This is a genomic window from Spirosoma luteum DSM 19990, assembly GCF_000374065.1.
Taxonomy (GTDB): Bacteria; Bacteroidota; Bacteroidia; order Cytophagales; family Spirosomataceae; genus Spirosoma; species Spirosoma luteum.
In genome coordinates, this window is the sequence record NZ_KB893253.1 from 127,383 (window position 1) to 141,364 (window position 13,982).

10 protein-coding genes are annotated in these 13,982 nt (G+C 48.9%); 6 read left to right on the forward strand and 4 right to left on the reverse strand.

Annotated features, from left to right (window positions below):
• The first annotated feature begins 97 nt into the window (after positions 1 to 97).
• A complete protein-coding gene (locus B156_RS0111460) occupies positions 98 to 481 on the forward strand; it encodes a hypothetical protein (RefSeq protein WP_018619847.1) in 384 nt (127 codons plus the stop codon).
• 98 nt (positions 482 to 579) lie between these two features.
• Here B156_RS0111460 and B156_RS0111465 read toward each other — a convergent pair whose 3' ends face one another.
• From B156_RS0111465 to B156_RS0111480, 4 genes are read right to left on the reverse strand one after another with little or no spacing between them, the layout of a single operon-like run.
• A complete protein-coding gene (locus B156_RS0111465; RefSeq protein ID WP_018619848.1) occupies positions 580 to 3,804 on the reverse strand; it encodes an Eco57I restriction-modification methylase domain-containing protein in 3,225 nt (1,074 codons plus the stop codon).
• A gap of 21 nt (positions 3,805 to 3,825) precedes the next feature.
• Positions 3,826 to 7,254 (reverse strand): BREX system P-loop protein BrxC, encoded by a 3,429-nt coding sequence (gene brxC, locus B156_RS0111470; protein WP_018619849.1) that lies wholly within the window; start codon positions 7,252 to 7,254, stop codon positions 3,826 to 3,828.
• Positions 7,255 to 7,282: 28 nt separating this feature from the next.
• Positions 7,283 to 7,825: a BREX protein BrxB domain-containing protein gene (locus B156_RS0111475; protein WP_018619850.1), complete on the reverse strand. Its 543-nt coding sequence runs from the start codon at positions 7,823 to 7,825 to the stop codon at positions 7,283 to 7,285.
• Entirely contained in the window at positions 7,809 to 8,552 is a 744-nt protein-coding gene (locus B156_RS0111480) for a hypothetical protein (protein WP_157627011.1), read from the reverse strand. The genes B156_RS0111475 and B156_RS0111480 overlap by 17 nt, the downstream gene beginning before the upstream one ends.
• Positions 8,553 to 8,847: 295 nt before the next feature.
• Here B156_RS0111480 and B156_RS0111485 point away from each other — a divergent pair, with 295 nt between their 5' ends.
• From B156_RS0111485 to B156_RS31365, 5 genes are all read left to right on the forward strand, one after another.
• Entirely contained in the window at positions 8,848 to 9,942 is a 1,095-nt protein-coding gene (locus B156_RS0111485; protein WP_018619852.1) for a PDDEXK nuclease domain-containing protein, read from the forward strand.
• A 330-nt stretch (positions 9,943 to 10,272) separates the two neighbouring features.
• On the forward strand, positions 10,273 to 10,755 hold the full coding sequence (locus tag B156_RS0111490) for a hypothetical protein (RefSeq protein ID WP_211211225.1): 483 nt from the start codon (positions 10,273 to 10,275) through the stop codon (positions 10,753 to 10,755).
• A gap of 479 nt (positions 10,756 to 11,234) precedes the next feature.
• Entirely contained in the window at positions 11,235 to 12,083 is an 849-nt protein-coding gene (locus B156_RS0111495) for a hypothetical protein (protein WP_018619854.1), read from the forward strand.
• 431 nt (positions 12,084 to 12,514) lie between these two features.
• Positions 12,515 to 13,033: a helix-turn-helix domain-containing protein gene (locus tag B156_RS29085; protein ID WP_245563721.1), complete on the forward strand. Its 519-nt coding sequence runs from the start codon at positions 12,515 to 12,517 to the stop codon at positions 13,031 to 13,033.
• A gap of 349 nt (positions 13,034 to 13,382) precedes the next feature.
• Positions 13,383 to 13,547, forward strand: a complete 165-nt coding sequence (locus B156_RS31365) for a hypothetical protein (RefSeq protein WP_157627013.1) — start codon at positions 13,383 to 13,385, stop codon at positions 13,545 to 13,547.
• Positions 13,548 to 13,982: the final 435 nt, after the last annotated feature.

Here is a 13,982-nt window from a genome sequence, read left to right on the forward strand (position 1 = left end):
ATATGAATTTAATGCAATTCTATCTTGTAATTATTATATATATCCAAAAAAGTGTTTTAAGATTGTATCAGTTAATCATCGAACTAACCTAACTCCTATGAAACCTAAACAGAAAATAATGGCGGTCTGCTGCGTTGTCCAGACCGTTCATGCGACTCCAGCCTTAGAGGCTGGCCAGGTTATTTTTAAGGAGCATCCGGGCAATATGGTGGCCTTGGTAGTGCTGCAGGTACTTTTGGGAATTACGCTGTTCCTTTATTACCGCAATTGGGTAACAACCCCGGTAAAGCACCGGTATAAGATGAATCAGCTCTGCATTGGGGCTGGCATATATCTGGCCCTGGTTACGCTGGCTGAGGTTATTGTAATTACTTTCGGTTCGCCCTTTTCGCAACACACTACTCAGTTTCTGGCGCATTCGTCCATGTGGGCTTCGGGCCTGATTGCTCTGTCGATGTGGGAGAAAATTAACCTGAGGTGAGGTGGTAACAAATCGATATAAATAAACTACCTCCGTACAAAACGGCCCTGCTCTACCAGAACAGGGCCGTTTTTTGTTACCTATCGTACCGTGCTAGCTTACCCATTTCGCTTCTCGACCAAAGTCAAATGTTTATCATTATCCCGTATTTCGCCCCAGGGGGCACCGGGGGCGTTGCGGCCGCGGTCGATACCCCATTTGATGTTGGGCTTTTTGCAGAGCACATCGGCAAGCATAAAGGGGCGGATGTTGAGCCGGACGCCGTCGTTGAGGTCGGGGTTCCAGCCCTGGGGTTGATCGGCCAGCTTTTTCCAGCGGATGAAGACATCGTAGGGGGCTTCACCGTCCAGAATGAGTTTGAGTTTGGCCTGGAGTTGCTGACCGGCCAGCAGTTGCCCATCGGCACCGCTTTCGCCCGCTTCCCGGCGGGACTCGCACTGGGTCAGATAATCGCCAAGGTAGTTGTAAATGAGTTTTTGCAGGTTGGCGCGGGTGAGTTTGTGGTAATTGACCAGCACCCCGAAGCCATCCCGCCTGCCGTCCCAGATGTGCCAGATAAATGGCCGGTTGCCAAACAGTTTGTTATGGGCGTCCATGAACTCATCCCTAAGCCACTCGCCAAGCGTGGCTTTCTTGCTGCCTTCCTGCCGCAGTAGTTCACTTAGGGTGTTAATAGCATAGTCATTTCCCCAAACGGTCTGAATAAACTCGCGCAGGCGCTCTTCGGCGGCCAGCTCTCCATTTACCGGGGGTAAGCACAGGATGCCATCGTCATCGGCATGGTGGTTGAACGCATTGATTTGGGCGATGTACCGACGGGCCTCGCCCGATAGCTCCATGTCTTCGTCTATCTCGGCGGGCCATTGGTAGCCCAGCAGCCGTGCTACGGCCACTTGCAACTGAGCGGTTGATGGTATTGGGTGACCATGAAACAGCCACTGCGTAGGGTCATCACTATACGGCTGCGGCAGGCCGTGTGGGTATTGATCATCAGCTACCTTCTGCCAACGTTCCAGATCGAAGGGAACTTTTAAAAATGTGGCATTTGTAACCTTAAGCGCTTGGTCAATTTTTCTTACCTCATGGTTAAAAACGGGTGATGAACAAAATGCCCAAATAGCAGGGAGGTGAGCTAGATTTTTCGGGACAATTACTCCCGTATTATTATCATACATTTCTCCCGTATGTAAAGTACTAGGTAGCGACCCTGTTTGCCCCATAGCAACCCCATTCCTGCCATAAGCTAAATTATCAACTCCAGGTCTCAGCATACCTTTGCCCTGCGTTTCCCAGTTTACGATTTGATCTTTTCCTCCAAAGACCTGCATCCAAGAAACAGTTGATTGCAAATACTTCCAATTGTTGCCTAGTGTATCAATTTCCCAAAAATTACGAAACCACATATCTTTATCACCACTAACTATACCTCTTAAAGAGTGAGCGTATTCTTCTAATAGTTCTGTTCCTTTACTATTTTCCAGGGTTATCCTTGCCTCTGGATTTTTCAACTGCATAGCTTGGGTAGACGTTTTTACATCATCAGTGATAAGAGCAGCGCCTTTCGTCACTGGATTTGTATACTTAGATACATCGAGTCCCCAGAACTGACTTTTCTCGTTGGCCTTTTGATTTAGTAGGGCAACCAGCATTACATTGAAATCCCACATAGGTGTTACAAATCCTTTCGGCCCTAACCGCGCCACCCAGTCCCACTGCTTAGTGAGCAATAGTCGTTTTCTAAAATCTTTATATGTGGTAAGGAAGAGCCAGTTTTGCGGAATTACAGTAGCTACGGTTCCACCCCGTTCGGCCATGCGCAGCATCCGATCCAGAAACACAGTGGCGAGGTCATTTTTGGCATCGGTAAAATAGCGAGCGCAATGGTCAGCTATATCGGCGGCCTGCTTACCCCGTGCTAGGTAGGGAACGTTGGTGAGTTGTAGCGTGTATTTGCGGGACAGTAGTCGCCCGGCATCGGCAATACCCAGGGCCACCACGCCCCGCTGCCGCTGTTCGTCGGCGGTTTCACCCACCAGCGCCGTTTGCAGGGAGGGCAGCAGTTCGGCAAAGGAAGCCGTTACGGGCCCTTCCACCAGTGTGGTGGGGTCGAGCAGGCTGCCTAGCGTGGGGGCCTGCTGGAATAGATCGAACAGGTCTGACATGCCATTGCGCAGGTGGTCGCGTCGGCTGCGGTCGGCCCCATCCACGAGTCGCATCCAGTCGTCGCGTTTGCCGGTGGGGGCCACACCCGCACAGGCGAGGTTGAGCCGGGGCAGGGGTCGGTAGCGGCCACAAAGCCGCCAGGCAGCCAGGGCAAGGTTAAAGGCAGCAATCTGTGTACACCGTGGGTCTAATTCCAGCCCGTGAATATTCTGGGTCAGTACGGCGTCAATGGCTTCGTCGGCCGTCAGGTTTTCTTCCTGCATCCGCAGGGCCACCAGCACTCGAAACACCTCCACCACAATATGGCCGGAGCCCATGGAGGGATCCAGGAAGGTGATTGACCTCACCCCCCCGGCCCCCTCTCCTAAAACAGGAGATGGGGTGGCTGGCGCATCCGGGTTGGGTGATGGCTCGCGCAGATACCGGAACGGGATCGGGCTCGTTTTGCCTGCGTTTCGGGCGGCCCACCAGGCCCCAATGGTATTGTCGATCAGGAACCGCACCATGTAGGGTTCCGTAAAAAGCTGCGTTACGGCGGGTAGTCGGGCACCGTCTATTTTATCGCCGGAGGCATTGATGCGGTCTTTGGCGTCGCTCTGCCAGAATTGGTACACCCAGCCCAGGGCATCGTCGGCGGTGAAAAAAGCATTGTCCAGTCCGTCGAGCAGCGTTTCGAGCCGCACCCGGTCTTCGGTCGCAAAGTCCACCTGCATCAGCGGGTCGTCGGGCCGGAACAGGGCGGGCAGCATCAGGCTGGCGTACTGAGCCGCAGCCGCCCATTTGTCGGTAAATCCCTCGTCTGGGGCCAATTCGTCGCAATCTTCCAGCGTAACGGCCACGCCATCGGGGTGCATCAGCAGGTCGGAGCCGATCAGGAACCGGGCAAAGAGCATCTTGTGCCAGAATTCGTAGGCCAGTTCGGTGGTCAGGTTGTCGATGGCTTGCCGTTTATCAGCGGATAGCTCATCGCCCAGCAGCCGGGCGCGATGCCGCAGCCGGTTGCGCAAGTTGCGGGCTTCAGGGGTCAGGTGTGCGTAGGGTTCGGCTTCATCGACAGCCAGGGTATGGAGGGCATTACGGGCACCTGTTTCGGCCAGTTTACGGGCGTTAATCGTCGTTTTTTCGAGTTGACTACGCTGTGCGGAAGTAAGGTAGGGCATGGAATATAGGAAATGAAAAGGTTACCGTAATATCACCGCTGAACTAGATGCCAGGGCGGACTCCAGTTCCGCTTTAAGTTCGGTCAGGTAGGCATCAATATCGGTCTGGTTGTTGAGCGTTCGTTTAGGTAGGATGTACGTTGTTGATTTGGGAGCGGATAGTTTCACCGCTTCATCAATAACCGCCTGAAACTGACTGGGTAGGGCTGAGTATCTGGTTTGCCACGTGTCCAGTGACGCTTCTTGCAATTGGCTCAATAAGTCGTTAGCGTTCAGAACTTTGATCACAGGCTTCATACCGATTTTACACAAGAGCAGAATCTGATGTTTCTGTTCTTGTATTAATGGTTTAAAGTATTGATTGGCCTGGAGCTCAACCATTTCTGTATCATACAACTCGTTGTATTGCTGTTTCGCTTCCGTAAGGGCTGTTTTGAGTACGTCAGTCAGTCGATTCAGGAGCGGACTAACGGGGTCTGGTTCGGCCAGCAGTAGCCGGTCGGTCCGGATGGCGTCCACTTCCTGCCGCAGGGGTTTCAGGTCGGCCGAGTCAGGGGCTACTGCCAGTAAATTATTGAGCGTTTGCCAGTTCGGTAGCCGTTCGGCAACAACGCCTGCCTGCTTACGCCAGGTTGTAAGGTATTGTCGGATTGAGTCAGCCTCCGTAACGATCTGAAGCAGCCGCTCGTTGCCATCCAGGTTTTCGATGGCTTTGATTTCGTTGAGGGACAGAGGTTCGGGTCTCGGCGAATCGCCCCCAACGCGGTCGGCCAGTTGGCGTAGCTCACGCAGCAGTTCATTAGATTCCGCAAATTCATCATTTGGTTTTCCGGGCAGCCCGGCTTCCTGATACAATTTGCGAAGTTTTATCTTTTGGGCAGCCGTCAGCGTATGCACCTCCCGCTTAAATACAGCCGCCCCCAGTTTCGACTGGTTCAGGGCCTGTTCGGTCGTTGAAATCTGTTCGGCATTTTTCAGAATGACCAGCATCGCGTCAATGGCATCCTGGCTCCATCCGTAGGGCGCTTTCCCGAACTGGTTGCGGACATCGCGTCCCGTTTTAGACCCGGTCCCGATAAAGCGCAGCAGGTCAACGGCCACGGGGTGGTCTTTGGGGTCTTTGTCGTAGCCCGTTTGTTTGAGGGCGTCGGGATCACCGGCCAGCGCCTTTGCCAGGGCTTTTCCCCAATCTTTGGAGTCCGCTTTGGCAAAATCCGGAAACTGCCGAACCACCAGCAGTTTGAGGGCTTCTTCCACATTATCACGCAGGGCACCCTTCTGCAGTTCGTTGCCGCCAGCTAGGTATACCAGCGCATCCCGACCAACCGCCGAAATGAATTCGGTAATAGCCTGGTTCGCCATTGTCTTGCGCGTCTCCATGCTTTGGCGCGCCTGTTCACCCTCGGGCGTGGTGGGTATCCCCTTACTTTGCAGGGTTAGATCCGCAGCGATTAATTTAATGACTTCGGCCCGTAAATCGGCATCCCGCTGCTTACGTACGTAGGCATAGGCTAGCGCAGAACCGGCTCCCTCGGCCCGAATTTCGTTGAGCACAATTGGTTCGCTTTCAAACCAGCCATCGCGTACCCACAGGTTCAACTGATTGGTTGTTGTGGGCCGCTCCGTACCAAGTTGGATAGCAAAATCCCGTTTTTCCCGGGCAACTCCCTGCTGAATAAGAAGGCCTTTGGTGGTTTCTTTAACGAAGTGTGCTAGGCGCTCCTGCCGAAGTTGCTGAATACGGTCGTCGCCCGAATTAGTAAGTTTGGTGGCCTGTGCGGTGAATTCCTGCTCCCATTCAGCTCCGACTTTGGTTTGTAATTTGAATTCGGCACCAATCGGCATGAGCACCTTTTCGCTTACCAACTTGGCAACCAGTGCTTTCACCTGCTGCCGGAATGAATCAGCTGGCTGAGTGAGGTCGGCCAGCAATAAATCGGCAATGGTCGTTTCGTCGGATCGAACTCGTCCGTCCGCTACATCCTGTGGCAAGCGATCAATCAGGAATACGGCACTCAAAATGCGCCCCTCCAGTAATGAGTCGCCCCCCCTGGCTTTACGATCAAGAATCAGGTTGTTCGTTTCATTCAGGAGCAAAGCCGTCTGTAAGAGTTGCTGTTGCTTCTGCTCAAAAATAAAATCGGCAGGTACTACGTGCCCCAACGGCAGTGCTGCCACCGCCTTCACGCTTTCATCCACAATCCGAAGCTGAGAGCGTAACTGCCCCGAGGTGCCGGCCGTATCAATAATCTGCAACACCCGTTTCCAGAATTTCCGGGTAGAGGGTAGCATCGGGTAGTCGGCCACCAGCGTTTCTTTATCGTCCGTTCGATACCCAAAATCGGTGCCCGACAGGTTGCGGGCGATCTCGCCGGATGCCGCATCCAGCATCTGTTCCACCTCTTTGAGTACAGTTGGTTTCTTTTGCAGAACAGTTTTACGGGTTACGGTTTCTACATCCTGATCGGAGAGTGATACTTTTACCGAGAATCGATCTTGCAGCGGTTGCAGGTAGGGCGTTTCAGACAGGGCACTTTGGCCGGTACCGATGAGCAAGAATCGACCATCGAATTGGCTACACAGGTCCTGAGCCAGGTTTTGAACATCGATGGCTTTACCCCCATCGCGGTCAATAAATTGCTGTACTTCGTCAAGCACCAACACGGTGCAGGGAATTTTATTGCCAAACGTTAGGGGTAAGATTTCCTCACGGATGGTATGGATAAATTCATCCCGATTGATGCTGTCAACCCGTTTGAAGTTCAACTTAAGGTATTCTTTCACCCCGGCCTCGTTGGTGGCAAAGCCAGGTTTGACGGCCAGGATAGCATTGGCCAGCGTTGTTGAAACGAACAGGTTCTCGTATTCCCGCTGAAACACTTTACCCGCGGCTTCAACGTGGGCCTTCAGCTCGTCGAAGATTCCTTCCTGCTTCGCCCAGTAATAGAACTTAAAGTGATGATACTGGGTAGGCAAGTCCAAAGCCCCCAGGAACAGTTGGAGAAACGAATAGCGAATGTCGGAAGACGGAAAATCTTTTAACGTACCGGATACGGACAGCCTGCCGTATAAAGCCTGTTTTCGATCAAGTTCGGTAAGTAGGTCGCTGATGTCGGTAGGAAGCGGCTTCAGTGAACGAGCCGTATCACCCGTATCGAATTTGTAGTTTTCCCAGAGGAATCCCAGCATTTTCACCAGGTGCGATTTACCGCTGCCAAAGAAGCCGCTTACCCAGACGGCGGGTTGTTTTGGCTGATCAAGATTTTTGAGGTACGTATCTAAAATTCGGTGGATACCCCGTTGGTATTCTCCTTCGCACACGAATGTCTGGAGCTCGTGCCGGACAATGCGTTGTCCGGCGGCATCGCGGCTACTGACAATTTCAACGACGCCCTGGTTGAGAAGGTTGTTGGCTGTGGGGTTAAGTACAAAAAGGTCCTGATTTTTCATGACAAAGGGTTGTGCTTGTGCGGTTTAGTCAAAGAATGGGGCGGGCCAGATAATTCCACCCATCGCGGGCATCCAGCAGCCGGTATTGATTGTGTTGGTATTCACCGGGGAAAAATACGACCATACGCCCCCGAAGATGCGCTGTTATGCCCCTTAGTACGTCAGATAAAGGAATCAGTCCAAACAAGGCGGAAACGTCCTGTAGCACAATCAGCGTGTGGTCGTCCGGATCAGCCAGTTGCATCGCGTCAACGACGTATTGGATAACAAAGGGCTTGAAATCGGCCTCTAATTGATCAATTAAGTCTTCCGGCGATTCGAAGTACCCATCCCGATAATCGTGCGCTGCCATCCAAGCCGGAAAGCACGACTTCAGGGACACCGGCACCCACCGGCGATTCGTTCGGTGGGCCGCCGATTCGAAATCGCCCATACGGAGTTCAACTCTGCGGAGTTCGGCCGGATCAAAGACCAGAAACCAAACGCGTTCCCCTCCCGACAGGTGCGTAGGCCAGGGCTCGCGCAGAGCCCGTTCGAAAGCGGTCAGCAACGAATCAGTTTTGGTGGCCATGAGCGGATAGTTGTTGCAGGAGGGGATCGAACGAAATAGAGATAACCAGCCCTGCTCGTTGGTAGGTGAGCCATCCTTTCTGAGAGCCCAAAATCAAAAATTTGTGCAGGTTTTCGGTATCCTGTTCCAGCGCTTTTACCCATTGACTTTGAAATAGAAACTCCCCCCGATCGCCATTCAGATAAGCCATCAGAAATGCCATTATTACCACCGGTAGGGTTGGCTTAATGGGTATCCTAAATACCTTCACTTTGCCCGTTAGATACCCAACCTGTTTATAGGAACTGGCCAGGTTTTTAGCGATTGAATACTGTGTTATTGGCGTAAAAAGATTGGGATGCTGCGTACTCAGGTTGGCCTCAAATCGAGCTACAGAAAGCATTGAACCTATCGGAGTATGCGCAACTAGCGGAAAACTTTCACTCAGTAAGTAATCATGACCTAAGGCATACTGAAAAGCCAGAAATGGTCGGGAAGTTGACTCCGTAACTGACCAGAAATAAGCGAGCGCGACAAATGGCAGGTATGTTGGATCGAACCGATATAGCTTTTTCAACGCAATGTAGGAGCGTTGTCGGTTCGCCTGTGTCCGTTTGCCTGTCACATTGTTCTCGATAGCAAGCGCATACGTCTGGTCGTAGCTGGCATGATCCAATAGTTGGCTCAGTTCAGCAATCATCAGGGTACGAGCCGTATGAATGGTAAATGGTTTTGAAGAAGGGGTCATTACACGTTAAAAATCAAAATTGCCCCATTTTACGAATGGGTGCAACTATTCATACCAATTAATCATATTTACCTCTTCCATTTGCAAGTCGATATAACGAGGCATCTAATGAAGAAAGGTTAGCGTTTTTTTATGCTTCATGACCTACAGTGCCATTCAAATCCTAGGCTGTTACAGAAAATTGTACGATGGTTAACCGTACAATCTATATTTGAAAAATCATCCTGAAAAGACCTTTTTAGCTTTATCCTTTATCTATCCGTGACTATATTGAGTGACGTTTTACTCACCTTTCATGCAATTCACTGATTTAATTAGTACCCTAGAAAGACTACATCAGCAGCTGAGTCAACGGGCCGCTCGTCAAGCCGATCAATTATTGACCCTTCGCAATTATCTGTTTGGATTTTATATCGTTGAGTTCGAGCAGCACGGCGCTGACCGGGCAGCTTATGGCCAACAACTGCATAAACGCTTGTCCGTTGAACTGCAAAAACACGCTATCAAGAGTGTGTCGGATCGCTCGCTGCGGCAGTATCGCCAGTTCTACCTTACCTATCCTCAAATTTGGCAGACGCTGTCTGCCAAATTCAACCTACCTGATTTCGAAGTAATTCGTCAGGCAGACGTAATAACTGAGGGAAGTATTGATAAGGAAATACCAGCACTCGATCCCTCTCTCCTGCTGGATCGGCTGACGTACTCCCATTTTGTCGAACTACTGAAAGTAGATAACCCGCTACTCCGTCGTTTTTACGAGGTTGAAGCGCTCAAAAACAACTGGAAGGTCCATGAGTTAAACCGGGCTGTTACAACGCTTCTGGCCGAACGAACCAGCCTGTCAACGAATAAAGCAGCCGTTATTGCCCGCATTCAGGAAAATCAACCAGCCGGCCTGGAAGACCTGATTCGTAATCCATACCTGCTGGAGTTTCTGGGCTTACAGGAAAAACCAGAGTACACGGAAAACGACTTCGAAAAAGCCATCATTGACAATTTACAGGATTTCCTGCTGGAGCTGGGTCGAGGGTTCTGCTTTGAGGCCCGGCAAAAGCGCATCAGTTTTGGTAACCGCCATTATCGAATCGACCTGGTTTTCTACCACCGGATTTTGAAATGTCACGTACTAATCGATCTCAAAATTGGGGAGTTCGACCATGCCGATGCTGGCCAGATGACGGTGTATTTGAATTATTACAAGGCCAACGAAATGAGTGTGGGTGACAATCCTCCCGTAGGTATCATCCTCTGCGCTAGTAAAGACAATTCCCTGGTAGAGTACGCCACCAGTGGCATGGCAAATGAAGTATTCGTCTCGCAGTACTTAGCTGAGTTACCTGACAAAGAGCAGCTACGAGCACTGATCGAGCGGGAGAGCCGTGGGTTATAACATTAGTTACGGTACTGAGAAAGATGAAAGAAAGAGAGGGTTGACAAATCGACTAATTTTTTAGTGGTAATTAAGCGTGAAGTCTATGTACGGTAACCACTTTTAGGTAAATTTTTATAGCGTTGTCAATCCCCATCCAAATACATGACGATCACGCACGGTGACATTGTAACTACTGTCGAAAAGTTCATTCATAAATCCAGTCCTGAAGACCGGTTTAGCTCGTTTGACTACTGCTATAATTATTTTCGGTTAACTGAACCCTGTGACATAGCAAATGACTCTGAAAAGAGTTGCTTAACCCTTGGTTTTTACCTGGCCAGTTGGGGGATGTTTAGGGGATCGAGTTTTCTGCTTGGTAAGAGCGCCAAATATTTCCAACCAACCATTGAATACATTGCCAGCTTGGACAGGTCTGTCTGGACAATCGATGTAAACAATTACACCGATGAAAATATCCATAAAATCATTGCCATTTATTCTGGCATTAAAGGTACTCTTATACAAAACAAGCAAAGTGACCTGACCCTAATCACCAAAGTGTTACTTGGCGTTTTTGGGTTTATTCCGGCTTTCGATCAGTATTTCTGTGATACGTTCCGGGCCATTTTTAGAAAGGAGAACGCTGGTTTCAGACGGATAAATGAGAAGTCCCTGACCCTAATTAAGGTGTTTTACGCACAACACCAGTTGGCCATCGATGAACTGGCTAACTCAACCTTTACGACGGATTTCAAATCTGGCCTTAAGACCGATATCAATTACCCAAAAGCAAAAATTATTGATATGTATGGGTTTAACGCCCGAAGCTGAGGTTGAAATCTGTCTGTTTACCTCCTGTTTATAACTAACCATCCAGATCGATTCGCGATTGTCACGTTTGCCTACGTTTTTTGAGACCCAATACGCGAGCCGTGGCGAATTGTGTACGATTCTGAAGATCTACCCAACGTTTTGTTGAGCCGCTGCCAAGTGCCATCAGTGCGCCATTTCCAGAAATAGTAATAGCACAAGAGCCAAGGTGGTAAATCATTTGGCATCATTAGTCATTGGCAGCCTGTTTTGGTCAAATACAGTAGTGCGTTGAGAATGGCACGAAGTCAATATTTGCGCTTACGCTTGTCAGCCAGAATTTCTTCAATAACTTGCTAGACAGAATCAGTCAGGTCTGTGGGGTACATCCTTGATCGGATTAACCCACAAGAAAGGCTGATTCTCCTTTTTTAAGCCTACATATCCGTTTTTAAACAGGCTCTAATTCACGTATCAATAATACCTTATAAACTGTCTTCATGAAAAAGCTATTACTATCTACTTGTATGTTTTTGTATGTACTATCTATCCAGGCTAAGCCAACTCCAAACGACTCAATAAAAGCTCAACAGGACTTAATTATGAAACGTATTGATTATTTATATAATGACTTGGCACTTTTGAAGAAAACAAAAGATTCGCTTAATAAGGACTTAACATATTATCACGCTAAAGATGATTTTTATGTTATGGCAGTTGATAGGCAGGGAAGTCATTTTGAATGGCTTCTGGCTACAATGATAGGTGTAGCAGGATTTATTTCTTATAATATTTTTCAGCGAGAAAAAAAGAAATTAAGGAAAGAGATCGCGGCAGTAAAGGCTGATGCCACGGCACAGCTAAGTAAAGCTAATAAGACGACTGAACAGCTAAAAGGAGAGAGCGAAAGGTTAAAATTTCGATTATACACAACATTAGGTTTAGTGCTGAATGATATTATTGCATCCGTTACGCCACAGGCCGATGATTACGAGACTAATGAAAGAGCATTAGGGGTAATAATTAGGTCACTGCAATATGGTGCCGATGCATACCTATTGGAATCGGTCGAGGGTATAAATATAAATCCTTTACAAAGGATTTATCCTAAAGATATATTGCATATCTCTATTGAAAATATTAACAAGGCGTTAGATAACTTGGATAATATCATAAATAATGATGCTGATCATGAACAAAAAAGAAAACGAATTAATGAGTTGAAAGAAGCTTATTCAGATGTGCCGGATATTCTGATTAAGTATAAACTTTTTATAACTCATGAATTTGATGCAGATATGGCAACGCTTCGAAATCGATTTGATAATTTATTGACATTGGAAGTATAGATGTACGTCCTTAGCCAAACGTGGACAGCTGCGAGTGAAAAGAGAAGCTTTTAGCCATTTTGAACTCGCTGAAAATATGGTTTTTCCGTCGTTTCAGCATCGACAACTATTTAGTTTTTTGGCGGTCGGCTAAAATTTGTTCTTAGTGACTCCAGTAAGTCTTTGATGGTTTTCGTTTTCTATTGATTCGTGATACAGCTAGTGATCATAATATACTACCCACTCAGTCAACCGACTGATCAATTCATCGGGACTATAGTAGTTATCTTATCTTGGAATCAGCCATTTATATAGCCATTATAGAGTACCAAAGGCAACTTGTGAACGTAGCTAAAAATCTATTCATTTAAAGGTAAGAAATCGTCACTGACTTGTCCTGAAAAATATTGACCATAAACAGTCAATTTATGGACAGGCTTGTTAAACTACGCATGAAACAGCCAGAAGGTGTCATGCGGCAAATTGTTACCCAAATTCTGCTCGGTCAGCTCAACATCGACCAGGCCGCTGAACGACTAAAAGTGAGTCGGCAGACAGTGCAGCGCTGGATGAAGAAAATTGAAGAGGAGGCCGAAGCCGGTCAGCAAACGGCCGCCATTGACATTGATCAGCCCCCGCCCCAAAGGTCAGCTAGGCCCGCTAAGCCAAAAGCAAAATCACAGGTTGATGAATTACGCGGCAAGGTCCTGGCCCTGGAAGAGCAACTGGAGGAGGCCAACTTCAAAGCACTCTACTATTCAACTTTAGTTCGAATCGCTAAACACGAACTGGGGGTGGACATCGAAAAAAAGCCGCCGTGGCCCGGTCCGTTACCAAGCCATCCGGTTCATGCTGACGAATCATCCCAACATTTCAATTCGACGGCTGGAAGATGTGCCGCATCGGCGGTCCGATTGGTTTTACCCGGCAGGGCTACTATCAATATTGGCAACGGCAAAATGAGGAGGTAGACGATGACTTAAATGTGTTGCGCTTGGTCAGGCCCATTCGTCGCCAACATCCGCGGATCGGCGGACGAAAAATGTATTATTTGTTGCAGCCTGAGTTTTTGGAAAGGGCCGGGCCGCCGGTGCGGAATAAAACTGGGTCGGGATGCCTTTTTCGAGCTGTTAGCCAGGCATAAGATGCTGATTAGAAGGCGTCGACGAAAAGTAAAGACCACCTTTTCGGGGCATTCGTTTCGTAAATATCCCAACCTGATCAAGAACTTAGTGGTGGACAGGCCTAACCAGTTATGGGTATCGGACATCACTTATTGGTTTACTCAGGGTGGATGCTTGTATATTTCGTTGGTAACCGATGCCTATCGCTCCGGCGACCCGGTCCAAACGAATCATGGGGTATAGTGTAGGTTCATCGTTGGGTGCTGTTCATTGTAAAGCGGCTCTGGAAATAGGCCTCAAAAAGATAAAGAAGCGAACGGCCAAAGCCTTGATTCACCATCGCTCCGGCGACCCGGTCTGATCGGGGCCTTCAGTATTGCAGCGCTATTTACATTGGGTTGCTAAACAACTATCATGTACAAATTAGCATGACTGAGACGGGTGATCCGCTGGAGAACCCCATTGCGGAGCGGGTGAATGCGGGGCCGCCCTTTAGGTTTGAGGGCTGGTAATATTCCGGGATTTGGTAGCTTGCCAGTAGTCAACCAGAGTGGGGTAACCTAAGGGGCCGCCAGGGAGAAAGACCTATGCTCGGATTCAGAACCCCACTCTGTTAGACTTGCAATGGCTCAGATAGAAAATCGGGTTCGCGGCCCATTACAAGGGTTTGAGCAACGGCAAGTCGGTTGACTGACAACCAAAACTAACCGTATTTATGGACATTCACTACTACATCGGCATCGACATTAGCAAAGCAACACTCGATTGGGCCGTCTTTGATGGCAAGACTCTTGTC

What these genes read in the sequence shown, in the direction of transcription:
- B156_RS0111460 (WP_018619847.1), top strand. Translation starts at nt 98, where the DNA reads ATGAAACCTAAACAGAAAATAATGGCGGTCTGCTGCGTTGTCCAGACC.
- B156_RS0111465 (WP_018619848.1), bottom strand. Translation starts at nt 3,804, where the DNA reads ATGCCCTACCTTACTTCCGCACAGCGTAGTCAACTCGAAAAAACGACG.
- brxC (WP_018619849.1), bottom strand. Translation starts at nt 7,254, where the DNA reads ATGAAAAATCAGGACCTTTTTGTACTTAACCCCACAGCCAACAACCTT.
- B156_RS0111475 (WP_018619850.1), bottom strand. Translation starts at nt 7,825, where the DNA reads ATGGCCACCAAAACTGATTCGTTGCTGACCGCTTTCGAACGGGCTCTG.
- B156_RS0111480 (WP_157627011.1), bottom strand. Translation starts at nt 8,552, where the DNA reads ATGACCCCTTCTTCAAAACCATTTACCATTCATACGGCTCGTACCCTG.
- B156_RS0111485 (WP_018619852.1), top strand. Translation starts at nt 8,848, where the DNA reads ATGCAATTCACTGATTTAATTAGTACCCTAGAAAGACTACATCAGCAG.
- B156_RS0111490 (WP_211211225.1), top strand. Translation starts at nt 10,273, where the DNA reads ATGTTTAGGGGATCGAGTTTTCTGCTTGGTAAGAGCGCCAAATATTTC.
- B156_RS0111495 (WP_018619854.1), top strand. Translation starts at nt 11,235, where the DNA reads ATGAAAAAGCTATTACTATCTACTTGTATGTTTTTGTATGTACTATCT.
- B156_RS29085 (WP_245563721.1), top strand. Translation starts at nt 12,515, where the DNA reads ATGAAACAGCCAGAAGGTGTCATGCGGCAAATTGTTACCCAAATTCTG.
- B156_RS31365 (WP_157627013.1), top strand. Translation starts at nt 13,383, where the DNA reads ATGCCTATCGCTCCGGCGACCCGGTCCAAACGAATCATGGGGTATAGT.